The sequence below is a fragment of the Pseudomonas sp. 8BK genome (assembly GCF_902506475.1).
GTDB lineage: Bacteria > Pseudomonadota > Gammaproteobacteria > Pseudomonadales > Pseudomonadaceae > Aquipseudomonas > Aquipseudomonas anguilliseptica.
This window is the reverse complement of sequence record NZ_LR733252.1, coordinates 4,030,147-4,047,969: the sequence shown is the minus strand read 5'-3', so window position 1 is coordinate 4,047,969 and position 17,823 is coordinate 4,030,147. Positions and strand designations below refer to the sequence as shown.

Sequence of the window (17,823 nt, the reverse complement as noted above, 5' to 3'; positions counted from 1 at the left end):
GCGAAGGTAGGGCGCTGATGCACCGAACTTACAGAAGTTCAGGCACAAAAAAAGACGTCCGTGGACGTCTTTAGATGTTTATTTGGTGGGCCGGGGGGATTTGAACCCATTCCAAACACCACGCAATACGCCGCTGTAGTCCGCTAAACCAAGTAGATCAGAGGGTTACGAATTGCGCTATCCCGCATTGGTCGGCTTTGCCTTGCAGTGACTGTGACACTTTTGGGACTCCCTCATTTTCGCCGAGGTAATCGAACCCTCTTTTTCTGCCTGCGTTATCCCGCAAAGCCTTGCTATTCCTGGGCTCTAGCTGACTCATACCTGCTTTGATCCGCATTTCTTCGCTGTAATTTCGACACTTTTTCGACACGGTAGCTAGACAGTTCTGAGGCCGATCAGTAGCGTCTAGCCATTACGATGCCTTGGCTGGTTTGGTACGTGTCGCCTTTCGTGTTGCTTCTTCGCCTATCTGATTCGCGTTCTTCATTCGTGCATCTTTGTAAATATAGGGATTACAGCATGACACGGACCTTATCAGACACTTCCAAGTGTGGTATGCGACAGCAATGTCGTCTAATTAATAGTTAGGCACTAAAGGAAATGTATGTCACTAACCAAGGAAAATACTCTTTACGCCGTAAGTGGGCTCTCCGAAATAGAGCGCGTAACGGCACTTTCTTTCTTGCAGGGTGCCGTCTATTGCTGGTGTAAAAACCGGCCAGATGAGTGGTTCGCGTTGCGCGATCTAGTAGGAGGAGACAACACCCATTGGTCCGGTACCCCACTCATGCCGCTCTATGAGAAGCACAGCAACCTAAGTGACGCGCAAGCATTTGAGGCAGCAGCAAAGGACGTGGGATGGCTTCTCAAACACGTGGTTGTAAATGACATACGTGTCTTTGAAACAAAAAAGGCAGGTTTGGTTAGGCAATACAAATGGCAAAAATTTGTGCCAAATGCCTAACAAATGGTTCAAACCGTTCGCTTCGCTCACTGGGACGGGCTAAAGCCCGCCCCTTAACCAAACGTTATGCGTCAACCAGCGGTGTCCGTATTTGTAGTAGAATCGTCATAATTTTAATTTTAAGGATCGTTGCGTGAGTAAGAAGTCAGACTTTGAAAAAGCATTAAAAGAATTTGTAACTACCTTGCAAGGTTATATAAGCAGCGAAGATGGGCAATGGACAATAAAAGGATTTATAGACATATATAAGAATGTCTACACTATTTCCTCGGATACTAAAATTATTTCAAAAATACTTGAGATACATATCTTTCCAAAGCTCTTGGAACTTTCAGAGAAACATGGCTACAAAATAGTCCTCGCAGATCATCAGAACTACTATCCAGATATATCATTCGTTGATAATGAGAATGATTCTGTCAGGTTCGCAGTCGATTTTAAAACGTCATATCGTCTGCCAAGCAAGCCACATTTATGTAATGGATTTACATTGGGGTCTCATGGTAAATATTTTGAGGATAGGGCTAGCACAAAAAACATCCAGTTCCCCTATGGGACCTATTCTGGGCACTACTGCTTAGGGATCATATATGACAGAGTTGATTCTCGTGATATAGATGAGACTAAAATACACAATGTTGACTCACTAGCGTCTATTACGTCAGTGGTAGGCAACTTCAGCTTTTTCGTCGCTGAGAAGTGGCGAATAGCCAGCGACAAGAGTGGGAGTGGAAACACAGCAAATATTGGCAGTATAAACAATATTGCTGATATTTTCGAAGGGAAAGGAATGTTCTCCAAGCTCGGAGAACAGTGGTTTGATGATTATTGGATGAACTACAAAAAGATAACGGTTCCTGATGGTAAAGGCGGGACTAAGAAAATCACAAGTCTCAAAGAGTATGTCGCATACAGAAAAGGCGATGCATCTTTAATCGTGCCAAAACACAATGGCACACCTAAGAAGGTTAAGTAATGAAGGTTTCGGTGCCACCTATTAAATCGCAAGGAATTAAGACAAAGTTAGTTCCTTGGATCAAAAGTCTAGTTTCAGAAGAATTTAGGGGGCGGTGGATTGAGCCCTTTATGGGGACAGGCGTAGTTGCTTTCAATGTGGCGCCAGATAAAGCTTTGATGTGCGATACAAATCCTCACCTAATTAATTTCTATTCTGCTATTAAGTCAGGAGAAATTACACCTGAAATAGTCAGAAGCTATCTAGTTAAAGAGGGTGCATTGCTTCTAGAGAAGGGGGATGAGCATTATTACAGCGTTAGGGAACGATTTAATGAAAGCCACAACCCTTTAGATTTCCTTTTTGTAAATCGATCAGGCTTTAATGGGATGATTAGATTTAACCGGAAAGGAGGTTTTAATATTCCATTCTGTAAAAAGCCAAACCGTTTTGCTCAAGCATATGTCACTAAAATTGTAAATCAAGTGTCAAGTGTTGGCAAAGTAATCGCTGCTAAAGATTTTGATTTCAAGTGCCAATCTTTTGATCAGACTATTTTAGAGGCAAATGTTGGCGATATCATCTATTGCGATCCTCCGTATATAGATCGACATGTAGACTATTTTAATTCTTGGGATGAGTCACACGAAGTCTCTCTTTTTGAAGAGCTTTCTAAAGCACGTTGTGACTTTATACTATCGACATGGCATCACAATGATTATAGAAAGAATGAATATATAGAATCCCATTGGAATAAGTTTAATATTCTCACCAGGGAGCACTTTTATCATGTTGGCGGTAGTGAGAAAAATAGAAATCCAATGATGGAAGCAATAGTTACAACAATTGATACAAAGCTATATGAGTTTCCTGAGGCTGCAAAACAAGAACAGCTAACACTGCTTGAGTCAAAGTTTCACTAAAAAAGCGCATAACAAAGCGCTGCACTCGGATAAGTTTTCTGCTGCGTTCCAAATTTACCGGTGAGCGCGGCGTTACCTTCCGATCATTTCTAATCGCACTTGGCTCCATGTGCTCGGGCATACCAGCGTCTAGTCACTTCCTGGGTGATCGCTATCCCGCGTTGGGTTGGCTCAAGTTTCGGTTGGCTTCGTCGTAGTCAGGGCTGGTTTGCCCGATTTCTGGGGCGATCTGACCGCTTGATAGCCACAGTGCGTATTGCGGGTAGACCTTAACCAGCACATCTATCTCATCCGTGCTGACCCTTACCGCGCCTTTACTCACGCTCTTCCAGCGATCGTGATCGCCATTCCCCATTTCGCTGGCTTTCTTCGGCCCCAGCTTCTTAATCAATAAGCGTGCTCTATCGGCTGAGCTTGTCATATAGAAAACAATTTCACTTTGTTCGGGGGCAACTGTTGCCCTGTGGATCGCTGTGGGGATATATTTGCCCCGAGAGAAAATATTGCTCCGACTGATTCTCGGATTAATGCTGAATATAGTGGATTAAAGCTTATGGATACGGAAGGACTTGACCCTCAAAAGCTGCACGGTGCGCCACCTCTGATGCCCTGGCCAAAGTTCGCCGAGTGGATCGGCATGGGCGATGAGCCAATTGTTGTCCGCACCTGGGTGGAACGCGGCTACCTGCCTTCGAAGAAGGTGGGCAAACGCACCATGGTTAACGTCGTGCGGCTGGTGCAACAGCTGCTTGATGAGGAGTAAGGCACATGAGCCGAACAGATCCGCAATTCAAGCTGCGTGTGCCTCCCGCACTGCGCCTCCAGATCGAACAAGCCGCCCAGGCTACCCGCCGCTCTATGAACGCCGAAATGGTCGTGCGCTTGGAAGCCAGCTTTGCCAAGGAACAGCCCCTGCAGGAGAAACCTCATGATCAGTGACGACAGCCTAGACCTGTGCAGCGTGAAGACCTTCGCCGAGATGAGCGGCATATCCATCGAAGAGGCTATCGACTGGGTGGACAACGGCACCGTCCCGAGCATGCGGCTAGCCGACTTCCGCATGGTCAATCTGGCCCGCCTGCGTGACGACCTGCTCAAGGGTAAGACCACCTTCCAAGAGGGGGACTACAGCCATGTCTAGCCTCTACCCAGCTGTCGACGTAGCTACGGCGGCGTCTTATCTCGATAAGACCGTCCTGATGGAAATGTACTGGGAAGATGAGCCGGAAACGGTCTGGTACTGCGTACATATCGTCGGTGTAGTGCTGCCGATTGAGGGGTACTGTAACCAGGCTTATTTCATGGTGGTCAACTTCGCCAACGCGCGCCCCAGCCCCGATGAAATGTACTTCGCAGACATCCGCACCATTCGGGTAATACGGCACCGCGACCGGCATGGTTCCGGCAACGTACTGGGCCGTATTGCCCACCCTAACCAGGCAGGGTCAAGGGCCGCGCTCCCGGCTCGTCGGAACAGCTCCACCGTTCCGGCGAACGGAAGCACGGGCGCAGCGCACCCTTGACGCGGTGTGCCTATGAACAGCCTATCAGCGGGAGTATGGGGTAGCTTCTCCACCCCATGCTCCCGAGCCCTCGGCGGCAAGAGCGGGATGACAAGGGCAGCGCCCTTGGTGTGCTTCACCTTCGGCCATACCGCGCCCCCAGCCGCCCCGCGAAGTGCTGAGCGCCCCCACCTGCAAACTCTCCTGTTACTGATTCTGCTCACAGCCTGGTGCAGCTGGGTCGCCAGTCGTCCGCCCAACGACTCACGCCCCGTCCTGGCCATCGCCCAGGAACCCACCTGTCAGCATCTAGTAGATCAACAGCCCACAGTGCAAAGACCCAACCTGCAGAGCTGTGAAAAAAGCCTGGCGCGCGCTCGTGAGCGCCGGAGTGGCTCGGTTCAGAGCGAAGGCGCGAGCGACGCGCGCGCCTTGCGCTTTTTTGCGTATGCGCGAGGGACGAGCGCTGCGCAAAAAGCGCGGGCTGACGTCCCTGTAACACGTCAGATAACGACTTTAGAACTTCCGCAATAACTGGCATTAGGTGAAGAAATGACAATGGTAAAAGATCATCAGCGTTTGAATCTTCTGACTGCAGAGGATGACAAACACGGACGTCTGTTTGTTGATCCTGGCAACGTTACGTTCACCGACCTGTCAGGCGTTCGCCTGCTCCGTTGCGGCGTCGATACCGTGCGCCAGCTGTACAAAGGCCTGGTACGCCCGGAAGTCATGGCGCTGTTTGAAAACCCAGGCAGCATGGTTGATTTTGCCGGTCAGCGTTGGCACTCGGGCCGGGTAGGGCGCGACTCCGGGTATCAGTACAAGCTGCAGAATGCAGACCTGGGAATCATCCTTCTGGTGAAGAACTTCAACGCCAAGCTGGACTGCATCGGCCCGCATCTGAAAATCGAAGTGTCACCTCATGCAATCGACAGCCTTTCGCCTGAGCGCCTGCAGGATCGCTTAGATTTCTATGCATCACAGGTGATGACCCATCTGGAAATTAACCAGTGTGCTGTTCACCTGGCTCTCGACCTTCAAGGCTGGACGCCTCCAGATGACCTGGTTGCGCGTATGCACTGCAAAGCCAGAACGCACCGCGACATATCGGGCATAAACGAAATCAACTGGGCGTCTAAATCCAGCGTGTACGGCCGCGGTGAAACCTCGATGTTTGGCTCTGCCAGTGGCATCCAGCTGTGTATCTACAACAAGACCGAACAGGCCAAGGTGGCCGACAAGCTCGACTACTGGGAAAGCGTCTGGAAGCGCCGTGACAGCTTCGATGCTGCCGACCCAGACAACTACAACCCCGAGCAAACCGTATGGCGTGTAGAGCTGCGTTATCACCACTCGATCATCCAACAGTTCGCCAGCGGTTCCCTGGATGTGAAAACCGGGCAGATGATCGAAACCCGCTCGTTTGCAGCCTTTGCCGGGCATCTGGACGGCCTGTGGCGCTATGGGCTGGGGCAATTCAAGCTGTTGAGCCGACCGGGCTACTTTGCCCCCATCTGGACGCTTATACGCGATGACGTTCGGGTAGACCTGCCTGTCGATTCCCTGCTTGATGACACCGAATACAAGCGCTACTACAAGACTTCGCGGGGCTTCTCTGGCAAGAACGTGGAACTGTTCCTGGGAAACTTCGTAAGCCTGCTTGCAAGGGAGCGAGTGGGCGCAAAAAAGGCTTTCTTCACCCTAAAACAGTGGGACTGTTGGCCCGTTATACGGGATCACTACGCGGCAAAAGAAATGAGTGAGCGGGACCTGTTCCGGCACATCAAAAACCTGCTTGAGGAACGCCAGGTTAGATGGGGCAGGGCGGTATGAGTGTTAAACGGCGTGATGATGGCCGTTGGCTGGCAGATGTTCAGCCGATCCGTGGTCAACGCTTCCGCAAGCTCTTTGATACCAAGGGTGAAGCCCAGCGTTATGAGACCTTCATTCTGGCCAACAAAGCCAAGGATGCCGGCTGGAACCCCAAGGCATCAGATCGTCGCAAACTCTCGGAACTTGTGACGCTCTGGTATGACCTTCACGGTCACATGCTCAAGGATGGTCTACGTCGAAAGACCAGGCTCGATGCTATGTGCGTTCGGCTCCGTAACCCGGTAGCTGTCAAGCTTGATGCTTCGGTTTACGCCCATGATCGGCGTATACGCTCTGAAAACGGCACCAGTCCTAAGACCCTCAACAATGAGTTGGGCTACCTGCGTGCTGTGTTCAATGAGCTTCGCTGTCTTGGCCAGATCGATTACGCCAACCCATTGGAGCTGGTGAAGCCATTCCGCATTGATGAGCGTGAATTGTCCTGGCTCACAGATGATCAGGTAACCATTCTGCTCGATGCCATCCGCAAGCACTCGGACAACCCGCATGTCGAACCGATCACCCTGCTTTGCCTGGCAACTGGAGCGCGTTGGTCTGAGGCAGAAGGTTTAATCCCGGCTCGGTTGCGTAATGGTTCGGTGACTTACAGCAAGACCAAATCCAGCCGCGTCCGCACGGTGCCAATTGATCCGGCCCTGGAGACATTCATAAGGGAACACTGGAAGCGTTATGGCCCGTTCACTGGCTCAATCAGCTCGTTTCGTCGTGCCCTGGTTCGATCAGGAATCCAGCTACCGAAAGGCCAGGCCAGCCACGCGCTACGCCACACCTTCGCCAGCCACTTCATACAGAAGGGCGGCAACATCCTGACCCTTCAAAAGATCCTGGGTCACTCCAGCTTGGCTATGACCATGCGCTATTCGCATCTGGCTCCAGAGCATCTGGCGGAGGCGGTGAGGCTCAGCCCGTTGGTTGGGATAGGATTTGGACGTAACTCATTGGAATCCGAGGTAGACGAATAGGGCCGCGCCAATGGCGGTTATCGGGTACCTCAAACGGTACATCCTAATAAGCGATTTGATAGCTTCCCTATGTGGGTCGATAGGGCGTTTAGTAGTGAATGCGCTTAGCCGCCAAGTCATCTTCATGATTTTATAGCAATTCCTGACGTCTCTAAGAAGCAGGAAAGTAGTCAAAAGTCCTGTGGTCAATAGGGCGATTGACCTTGAAGTAGATGGCATCCAAGCAAAACTACTCTCTGTAGCGGCGAGGGCTAGCCCCACGCCAAATACCCATACGACCCATATGTTACGCGCTGGGACGAACCGCTGTATGGGCTTTAGCCAGCTATCAAGTTCTTCTAGCTTTGTTGGAAACCAGCCTCTAATTTTCGACTCGTCAACTGATAGCCGGCCATAGCTCTCCTTTTTCGATTGCCAGTGATGTGGCTGGGGTACGTCACTCATGTATTGGATGACGCGCTCGAAAATCATCGACCGATCTGTCCAGCGCTTACCGAGAATTATCCTCGTGTTGGCTGGTGCCTCTAGATGCCATCTGACTATTTGTGAGTCAGGTAGGCGAGAGCCGATAACCCTGAAGTTCAGATAGATTTTGCCCTCCCGGTAAGTGGCCCAGGACAGGAGTAGCCCATCTCTGTATTCAGGCTCGCGAGGGTCGCCATTGTCGTGAGTAACCACATAGGTTGGGTGTTCCGTCATGTTGCCGCTTCCGTTCTGGCAGGTGTGACACTTTCGGGACAGTCGACAAGTGTCGAAAGCAAAAAGCCCCGAAATTCCGAGGAAAATCAGGGCTTTAAGTGCTGCTATTTGGTGGAGCCGGGGGGATTTGAACCCCCGTCCGCCAGTTCTCCACTTTCGGTACTACATGCTTAGCCGTGTCTATTGAGTTAATCCGCAGCCGCCCGACGGGCAGGGTGCTTTGGACGAGTTGTGTAAGTTTTAGCCGCTTTGTCCACAACGTACTACGCGGCGATCCTGTTCTGCATGACAATCACTTCAGGTTTACAGGCATCCCCTAGTGATCGCTGGAGCCGAAGCTACCAGAAGGACTAGTCGCGCCGCTTACGCAGCGAGAGCGTAGCCCTCGTAGTTTTCGTCATTGGCAACTATAGAAAGTTGCAACAGTGGATTTACGACTTCTGTTACCAAGTCGGCATGCACCTAGAGCTTCGCTACCGGCGTCGAATCCTAATCGGCCCCAAAGCTTTTGCTGCTGGTACTGGGACGCGAGTTTACGCCAAAGGTTCCACAGCGTCGACCCGACAATTGCCTGGCGGACGCTGATTGAGCTTGCCGGCTATGATTGCATCCTGCACATTCGCTATGTCTTCTGGATGAGACCATCGTATGCCGCGCGCGTCGCGTTACCCTTTGCGTCAGTGGATCTGGCGCGCTTTTGTGCAGAGTGCCCTGATTCCGCTGATTCTGGTCGAGTCTGTGTTGATCACGGTGTACCTGCTGAGCAACGCGGCGATTCGCGATGCGCAGATCGAGCATTTGCAGCAGAGCGCGCTGGATGATCTGTCTGCGGCGGTGGCGCGTGAAGGTCAGGTGATTGATGGCCGCCTGCGATCGGTGGAGGTGCAGGTACAGATCTTCCGTGATGCTGCGCTCAATGCTCTGGATAACCATAGGTTTGAGCCCGACGCGCTAGAGCGCCAGCGCCATGCGCTGACTGAAGACGGCGTGTTCTACAGCCGCAGCGATGATGGCCGGGCGGCGTCCTTTTATGCCAACAGCACGCCGTTAGCCCAGCAGGATCACGCCAAGGCCCTGCGTCTGTCGCAGCTCGATCCTTTGATGCGTTCGATCCAGGCCGCCAACCCGCGCGTGGCGGCGGCCTATTTCAATACCTGGGACAGTTACAACCGCATCTACCCCTTCTTTATGACCCCCGAGCAGTATCCCCATGACATGGTGATACCCGATTACAACTTCTATTACCTGGCGGATGCCAAGCACAACCCTGAGCGCAAGGTGGCCTGGACCGATGTCTACCTTGATCCGGCAGGTATGGGCTGGATGATGTCGGCAGTGGCGCCGGTGTATCGCGGTGATTTCCTAGAAGGTGTGGTGGGCCTGGATATTACGGTCGGGCAGATGCTCGGTGAGATTGGCGAGCTGGATGTGCCCTGGCAGGGCTATGCCATGCTGGTCAGCCGCGACCACAACATCATGGCCTTGCCGGGTGCTGGCGAAGAGGATTTCGGCCTGCGTGAGCTGACCGAATACTCCTATGCCGAGGCGGTGCGCCGCGAGGTGCTCAAGCCTGAAGACTTCAGCCTGGGCAAGCGTGCCGAGATGCAGCCGCTGTTGCAGGCCATGGCGGCGGGGCAGAGCAATGTGCAGGAAGTGGTGCTGGGCGGTCGCAATCGGCTGATTGCCTGGAGTGAGATTCCGCAGACCGGCTGGCAACTGTTGCTGGTGGTGGATGAGGAGCACATCTTCAGCGAGACCAATCGCCTGGCCGAACGCTACCTGCATATCGGTTACCTGCTGATTGCTGGTCTGGCACTGTTCTATCTGCTGTTCTTTGCCCTGATGTGGCTGCGTTCGCGGCGCTTGAGTGAGCAGCTGGTACGGCCGATTGACGGGATTGTCGGGATGATGCGCGAGCTGGGTCAGGGCAACTATCAGCCCACTGCGCCGAGCAGCCAGATCCGTGAGCTGGTGAGCATGGCGGAGGCGGTGCAGCAGACCGGCGAGCAGTTGCAGGCCAGTGAAGCGCAGCGTGTGGCGGCGCAACGAATTCTCCAGCTGGTGCTGGAAAGCACTACGGAAAGCCTCTGGGAGGTCGACGCGGAGACGATGAGCATCACCCTCAGTGAGCGCTTCCTCCGGCGCTTTGGGCTGACTCACGCGAACATGAGTTTCAGTGAGTTCAACCAGCGCGTGCATCCCAATGATCTGGAGCGCATTCGCCATTTGCGTCAGCTGTTCGCCAGCAGTGGCGAGGACCGTTTCGAGGCGGAGTACCGCTACGCCGATGCGCTGGGTGACTACGTCTGGTTGCTCAGTCGCGGTAAGGTGCTGGAGCGTGATAGCGAGGGCCGCGCGCTGCGCGTGGCCGGCACCCATGTGGATATCACCCGGCTCAAGCAGGTGCAGGAAGACCTGCGCCGCGCCAGCCTGGATGCCCAGGCTGCAAGCCAGGCCAAGAGCCGCTTTCTGTCGAGCATGAGCCACGAGCTGCGCACGCCGCTCAATGCGATCTACGGCTTTGGTCAGTTGATCGAGATGGAGGCACAGGACAAGCCCGAGGCCAAGCTGGAGGCCGATTACGCCCGCGAGATCGTCAATGCCAGTCGCCATCTGACCTCGCTGGTGGACGATATTCTCGACCTGTCGAGCATCGAGAGCCGCCGTCAGCAGCTCAAGTTACAACCGGTGGAAGTCGGCGCGCTGCTGCATGGCTGCGCCGAGCTGGTACTGCCGGAAGTGCAGCAGCGTCAGTTGCAGCTGCAGGTACTGGCTGACGCCGACGCCGGTCTTTATGTGCAGGCAGATGTGCGCCGGGTGCGTCAGGTGGTGCTCAACCTGCTGTCCAACGCGATCAAGTACAACAGTCCGCAGGGGCTGATTCGCATGGGTTATGAGGTGCGCTCGAACTGTGTGCGTTTGTGGGTCGAAGACAACGGTGCGGGGATGACGGCCGAGCAGCAGGCCAATCTGTTCCAGCCGTTCCAGCGTCTGGGTCGGGAGAATTCCAGTATTCCTGGCACCGGTATTGGATTGGTGTTGTGTCGTGAACTGGCCACCTTGATGGCGGGCGAAATAGGCTTTAGCAGCAGCGCCGGTATGGGCAGCCGTTTCTGGATTGACCTGCCCGGCGCGGCGGCACCGGCAGCACCGGCTGTTGCCGATGTGCAGTCCATGTCGGCGCAGCCCAAGCAGCTGGCCGAGGTGCTGTGTGTGGAAGATCACCCGGCCTGCCTCAAGGTGGTTCAGGAAGCCTTGCGTGAGTTTGCCGAGGTGCGTGGCGCAGGTTCGGTGCAGCGGGCGCTGGCTGAACTGGAGCACTGTACGCCGACCCTGCTGTTGCTTGATCTGGATCTACCCGATGGCGACGGCATGCAGGTGCTGGATGCCATGCGCCTTAACCCTCGGTTGCAGGCGGTGCCGGTATTGGTGATCAGTGCGGCGGCAGATGAGGCGGTGTTTGCCGAAGCACGTCGGCGCGGCGCTCAGGCTTGCCTGGCCAAGCCGATTGATCTGGCTCAGGTGCGCCGAGTGGCGCTTAGTCTGTTAGGGCAGGCGCTTTAACCAGCGCCTTCTCGGCCTCTGTCTGGGCTATTCGCTGGCTTCGAGCAGTTGCAGCGCTTCGCCCAGAACCTTGACCGATTCGCTGTGGTTACCGGCCTTGTGCAGGGCTTCGCCTTCGGCGCGTAGCTGCTGCACTTGCGCGAGTACGGCGGCATCGCTCGGCGGGTCGGTTTTCAGCAAGCCATCGATCTTGGCCATATCCGCCGGGCAGTGCATGGCCCAGAGCGAAGTGCTGAGGAGTGCGGTAGCAAGGAAAGTGGCAAGACGGCGCATGGCATGGCTCCAGCGATGTAGGTAGGGCTTTCAGTATAGAAAGCCCTCACACGGCGACCGGGCCGTTGGTCACTCAAGACCTTGCGTGGCTGACCCGGTCCAGCAGATAGACCAGCCCGTGATAATCGATACCGCCGTGCTGGCTCAGACCAATTTCGCAGGTGCGGCTGGTGCTGATGCCTTCTTCGCAATATTGCACCGCTGACTTCAGGCTGCGCAGGGCGTGATCGTTCAGCTCGGGCGTGGTGAAGCCCTTATCGCCTGCGAAGCCGCAACAGTGAATGCCTTCCGGGATGACCACTTCTGAAGTGCAGCGACGGACGATATCAATCAGCCCCTGCGCCTCGCCCAGATGCTGGGTGCTGCAGGTGACATGCACGGCCACCGCTTTGTCCTGCGGAGTAATCGTCAACCTGTCGAGCAACTGCTCGCGGATAAATTTCACCGGGTCGTGCAGTTTCAGTCGGCTGTCCAGACCGTCCTGCATCAGCCGCAGGGTGCAGGGGCTGGTGTCGCAATAGATCGGGTCGAGGCCGCCACGGCTGGCCTTGAGCAGCGCGTCGATCAGCTCCTGCTTCTTGTGCTCGGCTTGTTCGGCATAGCCCTTGGAGGCAAACGGCTGGCCGCAGCAGAGGTTGTCCAGCTCATCCGGAAACACCACCTGAAAGCCGCCTTTCTCCAGCAGCGCGCGGGTCTTGTCGAGTAGCGGCATTTGCTCGGCATCGGTTGCCGCCGGGCCCATGGCGCGGGATACGCAGGCGGCCAGATAGACCACGCGTGGTCGGGTATCCGCCATTACGGCAGGCACTTGCAGGCGCTGTACCGCTTGCGGCATCGCTGGCGTCCACTGCGGTACGCGACCCTGGCTGGCCTTGCTCAGTGCCGCCGAAGTGCGACTGAGCAGGGGGGCACCCATGACCCTGCGCGCGCCGTTGGCCACGTGCAGCATCAGCCGTGCGCCCTGCAGGGCGCGGCGGAAGTTGTTGGCTAGCCAATCGGCGCTGCGCGGGCTGTTGGCGTCGCGGGCGCGCAGCTGGCGCACCAGGTCGCCGGTGTTGATGCCCACCGGGCAGCGCTGGGCGCACAGGCCGGTGGCGGCACAGGTGTCGATGCCCTGGTACTGGTAAGCCGTTTCCAGCTCAAAGGTATCGATGCCGGCGCGCTTTTTCGCCTGAATGTCGCGCCAGACCACAATGCGCTGGCGTGGGCTCAGGGTCAGCCCCTTGGACGGACAGACCGGTTCGCAGAAACCGCACTCGATGCACTTGTCGACGATCTCGTCGGCGGCCGGTAGCGGCTTGAGGTTTTTCAGGTGGATGTCGCGATCCTCGGAGAGGATCACATCCGGGTTGAGAATGCCCTGGGGGTCGAGTAGGCGCTTGATTTGCCACATCAGCTGGTAGGCATCCGCGCCCCATTCCAGCTCGACGAAGGGCGCCATATTGCGCCCGGTACCGTGCTCGGCCTTGAGCGAGCCGCCGAACTCCACCGCAACCAGTTGCGCCACGTCCTGCATAAAGGCTTCGTAGCGGGTCTTTTCGGCCTCGCTGTCAAAGCCCTGGGTGAAGACAAAGTGCAGGTTGCCCTCCAGGGCGTGGCCGAAGATGATCGCTTCGTCGTAGCCGTGTTTATCGAACAGCGCGAGCAGGCGATTGACGCCCTCGGCGAGCTGTTCGATGGGGAAGGTGACATCCTCGATAATCACCGTGGTGCCGGTCTGACGCACCGCGCCGACGGCGGGGAAGGTGTCCTTGCGGATCTTCCACAGCAGGTTGTAAACGGTCGGGTCTGCGCTGAAGTCCACCTGCTTTTCCAGGGGGAAGTCGGCGATGGACGCCATGATCAGTTGCAGCTGCTCGTGCAACAGGCTCTGGCTGGCAGCGCGGGATTCGATCAGCAGAGCGCAGGCGCTGTCCGACAGGCCCTTGACCCACTCCGGCATGCCAGGCTTGTTCTGCACCGAGCGCAGGCTGCGGCGGTCGAGTAATTCCACGGCTGACACCGGCTGCTGCTTGAGCAGCGTCACCGCACGGCAGCAGCTCTCCACATCGGGGAACACCAGCAAGGCGCTGGCCTTGTGCGGGTGGTCGGGCACGGTGTTGTAGGTTACCGCGCTGATAAAACCCAGGGTGCCTTCGGAGCCGACCAGCAGGTGGCTGAGGATATCCAGCGGCTGGTCGAAATCCACCAGGGCGTTGAGCGACAGGCCGGTGGTGTTTTTCAGCCGGTATTTGTGGCGAATCTTCGCCGCCAGCGCGCTGTTGGCGCGGGTCTGTTTGCCTAACTCGTTGAGCTGCGCGAGCAGGTCAGCATGAGTAGAAAAGAAGCGCGTGACGCTGAGCGGGTCTTCGGTGTCCAGCACCGTGCCGTCGGCCAGCACCAGGCGGATGCCGGCCAGTGTGTGGTAGCTGTTCTGCGCGGTGCCGCAGCACATGCCGCTGGCGTTGTTGGCGACGATGCCGCCGATTTTGCAGGCGTTGATCGACGCCGGGTCGGGACCGATCTTGCGCTGAAAGGGCGCCAGTACGGCATTCGCTTGAGCACCGATTACCCCCGGTTGCAGGCGGATCTGGCTGCCCTGGCCGCGGATTTCCCGGCCGTTCCAGTTATCGCCGAGCACGATCAGCAGCGAGTCGCTGATGGCCTGGCCGGACAGGCTGGTGCCGGCGGCGCGGAAGGTCACTGGCACTTGATGCGTGCTCGCCAGCTTAAGCAGATCGACCACCTCCAGTTCCGCCTCGACGCGCACCACCAGCTTGGGGATCAGCCGGTAGAAGCTGGCATCGGTGCCAAAGGCCAAGGTCGACAGCGGGTCGTCGAAACGCCGATCCGCAGGGATCAGGCGTTCGACGGCGGTGAGAAAGGCGCTAGGCAGGCTCATGCAGGCTCCATAGTTCGGTGCGGCGTCAGGGGCAGCGTCAGGACGCGGCGTGGTGCAGTTCGCGCACCAGCGAATCGGCCGTGATCTCGCTGATCGACTTGGCCCCGGTCAGCACCATGGCCACGCGCATTTCCTTCTCGATCAGCTCCAACAGGTTGCTTACCCCCGCGCCGCCGTCGGCGGCCAGGGCGTAGATAAAGGCGCGGCCGAGCATCACCGTGTCGGCGCCGAGGGCGATCATGCGCACCACGTCCAGACCGGTGCGAATGCCGGAGTCGGCGAGAATCGCCAGCTGGCCCTTCACCGCATCGGCAATCGCTGGCAGGGCGCGGGCGCTGGACATCACTCCATCCAGTTGGCGGCCGCCGTGGTTGGACACGACTATGCCGTCGGCGCCGAAGCTCACCGCGTCCTTGGCATCCTGCGGGTCGAGAATGCCCTTGATGACCATTGGGCCGTCCCAGAACTCACGAATCCATTCCAGGTCCTTCCAGCAAATCGAGGGGTCGAAGTTGTTGCCCAGCCAGCCGATATAGTCGGCCAGGCCCGTGGGGTTGCCCCGGTAGGCGGAGATATTGCCCAGGTCGTGGGGCTTGCCGAGCAGACCGACATCCCAGGCCCAGCTCGGGTGCATCATGGCTTGCAGCATTCGGCGCACAGGGGCATTCGGGCCGCTCATGCCAGAGTGGGCGTCGCGGTAGCGGGCGCCGGGTACGGGCATGTCCACGGTAAACACCAGGGTGGTCACGCCAGCAGCCTTGGCGCGCTCCAGGGCGTTTTTCATAAAGCCGCGGTCTTTCAGCACATAGAGCTGAAACCACATCGGCCGGTTGATGGCTGGCGCGACTTCTTCGATCGGGCACACCGACACGGTGGACAGGGTAAAGGGGATGCCCTTGGCGGCAGCCGCCTTGGCCGCTTGCACTTCACCGCGGCGGGCGTACATGCCGGTCAGGCCGACCGGGGCCAGGGCCACCGGCATGCTCAGGGTTTCATTGAACAGGCGGGTTTCCAGGCTCAGTTCCGACATATTGCGTAGCACACGCTGGCGCAGAGCAATGTCCGCCAGGTCGGCGACGTTGCGCTTGAGGGTGTGCTCGGCGTAGGCGCCGCCGTCGATGTAGTGAAACAGAAACGGCGGCAGCCGACGTTGGGCAGCGGCGCGGTAGTCGGTAGAGGCAGAAATGATCATGGAGTCACCCAAACAGGAAAAAGGGTTTGCAGCGAAACGCCAATGCGCGCCGCCCGAGCGGCGCGCATGCAGGCGTGTATCAACTCGCCATCAGTGGGTCGCTAACGCCCAGCACGTAAACGGCAAATAGCGCGATCAGGCCAGTAAACAGCACGTAGTACAGGGTAGGCCAGACGGTCTTGCGCAGGATGCTGCCTTCACGGCCCAGCAGGCCCACGGTGGCCGAAGCGGCGACGACGTTGTGGATCGCCACCATATTGCCGGCAGCGGCGCCGATCGCCTGCACCGCGACGATCAGCGCACTGGAGATCCCCAGGCTGCTGGCCACGCCGAACTGGAACTGACTAAACATCATGTTGCTGACGGTGTTGGAGCCGGCGATAAAGGCCCCCAGCGCGCCGACGCTCGGCGCCAGCAGCGGATAGATGCCGCCCACGCTGTCGGCTACCCAGCGCGCCATCAGGATCGGCATGCTCGACAGCTCGGCGGCGTTGACCCCGGAGTTGATCAGGATGCGCACCATCGGCACGGTAAACAGCAGCACAAAGCCGGCACTGAGCAGCACGCTGGACGATTCTTTTACCGCAGTACCCAGCTCGCGCAGTTTCATGCCGTGGAAGAAGAAGGTGGCGATGACCACGGTCACCAGAATCCCGCCCGGCAAGTACAGCGGCTGGAAGTTGGCGCCGATACCGGTTTCACCGAGCAGATCTGGGAAGTTCAGCATGACCGCTTTTAGCGCGGCGCTCACCTCGGGGAATACCCGGCTGATCACCAGCAGCACGCCAACAAGTACGTAAGGCAGCCAGGCGCGCAGGGCGCTCATCGGCTTGGCGGTGAGTTGGTCTAGCTTCATTTCTACGGTGCCCAGCCATTCGGCTGGCCATTTGTCCGCCGGGGCGAAATCCCAGGTGGTCTTGGGCAGCAGAAAGCCCATGCGCGCGGCGCTGGTGACAATCGCCAGACCAATCAAACCGCCGCCCAGCGACGGAAATTCCGGACCGAGAAATACGCCGGTCAGGGCGTAAGGGATGGTGAACGCCAGGCCGGCGAAGATGGCGAATGGCAGCACGGCAAAACCGGCTTTCCAGCTTTTTTCGGTGCCGAAGAAACGCGTCAGCATCAGCACCATCAGCAGCGGCATCACGGTGCCGACAATGGCGTGGATGATCGCCACTTCGCTGGTGATCAGCTGCAGAAACTGCGCCCAGGACGAACCCTGTTCAACCAGTTGCGCGCCTATGCTGGCCGAATCCAGGCCGGTGTTGACCCCGACGATGATCGGCGTACCCACCGCGCCGAAGGACACCGGCGTGCTTTGCACCAGCATGCCGAGCATTACTGCGGCCATGGCCGGGAAGCCGATGGCCACCAGCAGCGGCGCGGCGATGGCGGCGGGTGTGCCGAAACCGGACGCACCCTCGATAAAGCAGCCGAACAGCCAGGCGATGATGATCGCTTGGATGCGCCGGTCCGGGCTGATGGTGGCAAAACCTGCGCGAATTGCGGTGATGCCGCCGGAGTGCTTGAGGGTGTTGAGCAGCAGAATCGCGCCGAAGATGATCCACAGCAGGCCGAGGGTGATCAGCAAGCCTTGCACAGTGGAGGCGAGTACGCGGTTGAAGCTCATGTCCCAGGCAAACAGCGCGACGCCGGCGGTGAGCAGGTAGACCAGGGGCATGGCATGTTTGGCCGGCCAGCGCAGGCCGATCAGCAGAATGGCGGCCAGCAGGATGGGCGAAAACGCCAGTAGGGCAAGAAGACCTGTCGACATGCTGGTCTCTCCTTAACGCTGCGCGATGCGCATGGGTGAATGCGGGCGTGCATCGGGATGCAGCGTTGCGGCGGATATAAGCAATAGAGCCGGCATGGGGAGACCTCGTTGGATTCTTGGAATTGTTTTGTTTGGTTAATTGGTAATACCAATTTACAGGGCTGCGCGGTCAGGGTAAAAGTGCGGCCTCAGACCTGTCAATTAGCTGCCTTACGACTTTGGTCGTAAGGGTGCGCCT

At 57.2% G+C, this 17,823-nt stretch carries 15 protein-coding genes and 1 other RNA gene; 10 read left to right on the top strand and 6 right to left on the bottom strand.

Annotated features, from left to right (window positions below; genetic code table 11):
• Positions 1-604 precede the first annotated feature (604 nt).
• From ACIN8IBEIGE_RS18915 to ACIN8IBEIGE_RS18905, 3 genes are all read left to right on the top strand, one after another.
• Positions 605-964, top strand: a complete 360-nt coding sequence (locus ACIN8IBEIGE_RS18915; RefSeq protein ID WP_160015999.1) for a hypothetical protein — start codon at positions 605-607, stop codon at positions 962-964.
• Positions 965-1,097: 133 nt separating this feature from the next.
• Positions 1,098-1,940, top strand: a complete 843-nt coding sequence (locus tag ACIN8IBEIGE_RS18910; RefSeq protein WP_160015998.1) for an EcoRV family type II restriction endonuclease — start codon at positions 1,098-1,100, stop codon at positions 1,938-1,940.
• Positions 1,940-2,842 (top strand): Dam family site-specific DNA-(adenine-N6)-methyltransferase, encoded by a 903-nt coding sequence (locus tag ACIN8IBEIGE_RS18905; protein ID WP_160015997.1) that lies wholly within the window; start codon positions 1,940-1,942, stop codon positions 2,840-2,842. The genes ACIN8IBEIGE_RS18910 and ACIN8IBEIGE_RS18905 overlap by 1 nt, the downstream gene beginning before the upstream one ends.
• 151 nt (positions 2,843-2,993) lie before the next feature.
• Here ACIN8IBEIGE_RS18905 and ACIN8IBEIGE_RS18900 read toward each other — a convergent pair whose 3' ends face one another.
• Positions 2,994-3,233 (bottom strand): DNA-binding protein, encoded by a 240-nt coding sequence (locus tag ACIN8IBEIGE_RS18900; RefSeq protein WP_256665232.1) that lies wholly within the window; start codon positions 3,231-3,233, stop codon positions 2,994-2,996.
• A 162-nt stretch (positions 3,234-3,395) separates the two neighbouring features.
• Between ACIN8IBEIGE_RS18900 and ACIN8IBEIGE_RS18895 the strand changes: the two genes are divergently transcribed.
• From ACIN8IBEIGE_RS18895 to ACIN8IBEIGE_RS18870, 6 genes are all read left to right on the top strand, one after another.
• Positions 3,396-3,605: a hypothetical protein gene (locus tag ACIN8IBEIGE_RS18895; protein WP_090255323.1), complete on the top strand. Its 210-nt coding sequence runs from the start codon at positions 3,396-3,398 to the stop codon at positions 3,603-3,605.
• Positions 3,606-3,610: 5 nt separating this feature from the next.
• Entirely contained in the window at positions 3,611-3,781 is a 171-nt protein-coding gene (locus ACIN8IBEIGE_RS18890; RefSeq protein ID WP_160015995.1) for an Arc family DNA-binding protein, read from the top strand.
• Entirely contained in the window at positions 3,771-3,983 is a 213-nt protein-coding gene (locus ACIN8IBEIGE_RS18885; protein ID WP_160015994.1) for a hypothetical protein, read from the top strand. The genes ACIN8IBEIGE_RS18890 and ACIN8IBEIGE_RS18885 overlap by 11 nt, the downstream gene beginning before the upstream one ends.
• Complete coding sequence (locus ACIN8IBEIGE_RS18880; RefSeq protein ID WP_160015993.1) at positions 3,976-4,365, top strand: hypothetical protein; 390 nt, start codon at positions 3,976-3,978, stop codon at positions 4,363-4,365. Before ACIN8IBEIGE_RS18885 ends, ACIN8IBEIGE_RS18880 begins: the two co-directional genes overlap by 8 nt.
• Positions 4,366-4,896: 531 nt before the next feature.
• On the top strand, positions 4,897-6,180 hold the full coding sequence (locus ACIN8IBEIGE_RS18875; protein WP_160015992.1) for a hypothetical protein: 1,284 nt from the start codon (positions 4,897-4,899) through the stop codon (positions 6,178-6,180).
• Positions 6,177-7,202 carry a tyrosine-type recombinase/integrase gene (locus tag ACIN8IBEIGE_RS18870; RefSeq protein WP_160015991.1) on the top strand — a complete coding sequence of 342 codons (1,026 nt, stop codon included), beginning with the start codon at positions 6,177-6,179 and terminating at the stop codon, positions 7,200-7,202. The genes ACIN8IBEIGE_RS18875 and ACIN8IBEIGE_RS18870 overlap by 4 nt, the downstream gene beginning before the upstream one ends.
• 808 nt (positions 7,203-8,010) lie before the next feature.
• Here the strand turns inward: ACIN8IBEIGE_RS18870 and ssrA are convergent.
• Positions 8,011-8,402: a transfer-messenger RNA gene (gene ssrA, locus ACIN8IBEIGE_RS18865) on the bottom strand.
• 147 nt (positions 8,403-8,549) lie between these two features.
• On the opposite strand from ssrA, the gene ACIN8IBEIGE_RS18860 reads away from it, so the two are divergent.
• Entirely contained in the window at positions 8,550-11,465 is a 2,916-nt protein-coding gene (locus ACIN8IBEIGE_RS18860) for an ATP-binding protein (protein ID WP_160015990.1), read from the top strand.
• Positions 11,466-11,492: 27 nt separating this feature from the next.
• On the opposite strand, the gene ACIN8IBEIGE_RS18855 is transcribed toward ACIN8IBEIGE_RS18860, so the two are convergent.
• The 4 genes from ACIN8IBEIGE_RS18855 to ACIN8IBEIGE_RS18840 form a co-directional block, all read right to left on the bottom strand.
• Positions 11,493-11,738: a hypothetical protein gene (locus ACIN8IBEIGE_RS18855; RefSeq protein WP_090376326.1), complete on the bottom strand. Its 246-nt coding sequence runs from the start codon at positions 11,736-11,738 to the stop codon at positions 11,493-11,495.
• Between the two features lie 73 nt (positions 11,739-11,811).
• Positions 11,812-14,619: an FAD-binding and (Fe-S)-binding domain-containing protein gene (locus ACIN8IBEIGE_RS18850; RefSeq protein ID WP_160015989.1), complete on the bottom strand. Its 2,808-nt coding sequence runs from the start codon at positions 14,617-14,619 to the stop codon at positions 11,812-11,814.
• A 37-nt stretch (positions 14,620-14,656) separates the two neighbouring features.
• Positions 14,657-15,811 (bottom strand): FMN-dependent L-lactate dehydrogenase LldD, encoded by a 1,155-nt coding sequence (lldD, locus tag ACIN8IBEIGE_RS18845; protein WP_160015988.1) that lies wholly within the window; start codon positions 15,809-15,811, stop codon positions 14,657-14,659.
• Between the two features lie 79 nt (positions 15,812-15,890).
• Positions 15,891-17,585 carry an L-lactate permease gene (locus ACIN8IBEIGE_RS18840; protein ID WP_160015987.1) on the bottom strand — a complete coding sequence of 565 codons (1,695 nt, stop codon included), beginning with the start codon at positions 17,583-17,585 and terminating at the stop codon, positions 15,891-15,893.
• Positions 17,586-17,823: the final 238 nt, after the last annotated feature.

Excerpts from the sequence above, each read along its gene's own strand:
- ACIN8IBEIGE_RS18880 (WP_160015993.1), top strand. The coding sequence starts at position 3,976 with ATGTCTAGCCTCTACCCAGCTGTCGACGTAGCTACGGCGGCGTCTTAT.
- ACIN8IBEIGE_RS18895 (WP_090255323.1), top strand. The coding sequence starts at position 3,396 with ATGGATACGGAAGGACTTGACCCTCAAAAGCTGCACGGTGCGCCACCT.
- ACIN8IBEIGE_RS18870 (WP_160015991.1), top strand. The coding sequence starts at position 6,177 with ATGAGTGTTAAACGGCGTGATGATGGCCGTTGGCTGGCAGATGTTCAG.
- ACIN8IBEIGE_RS18875 (WP_160015992.1), top strand. The coding sequence starts at position 4,897 with ATGACAATGGTAAAAGATCATCAGCGTTTGAATCTTCTGACTGCAGAG.
- ACIN8IBEIGE_RS18915 (WP_160015999.1), top strand. The coding sequence starts at position 605 with ATGTCACTAACCAAGGAAAATACTCTTTACGCCGTAAGTGGGCTCTCC.
- ACIN8IBEIGE_RS18850 (WP_160015989.1), bottom strand. The coding sequence starts at position 14,619 with ATGAGCCTGCCTAGCGCCTTTCTCACCGCCGTCGAACGCCTGATCCCT.
- ACIN8IBEIGE_RS18840 (WP_160015987.1), bottom strand. The coding sequence starts at position 17,585 with ATGTCGACAGGTCTTCTTGCCCTACTGGCGTTTTCGCCCATCCTGCTG.
- lldD (WP_160015988.1), bottom strand. The coding sequence starts at position 15,811 with ATGATCATTTCTGCCTCTACCGACTACCGCGCCGCTGCCCAACGTCGG.
- ACIN8IBEIGE_RS18890 (WP_160015995.1), top strand. The coding sequence starts at position 3,611 with ATGAGCCGAACAGATCCGCAATTCAAGCTGCGTGTGCCTCCCGCACTG.
- ACIN8IBEIGE_RS18860 (WP_160015990.1), top strand. The coding sequence starts at position 8,550 with ATGCCGCGCGCGTCGCGTTACCCTTTGCGTCAGTGGATCTGGCGCGCT.
- ACIN8IBEIGE_RS18905 (WP_160015997.1), top strand. The coding sequence starts at position 1,940 with ATGAAGGTTTCGGTGCCACCTATTAAATCGCAAGGAATTAAGACAAAG.
- ACIN8IBEIGE_RS18885 (WP_160015994.1), top strand. The coding sequence starts at position 3,771 with ATGATCAGTGACGACAGCCTAGACCTGTGCAGCGTGAAGACCTTCGCC.
- ACIN8IBEIGE_RS18855 (WP_090376326.1), bottom strand. The coding sequence starts at position 11,738 with ATGCGCCGTCTTGCCACTTTCCTTGCTACCGCACTCCTCAGCACTTCG.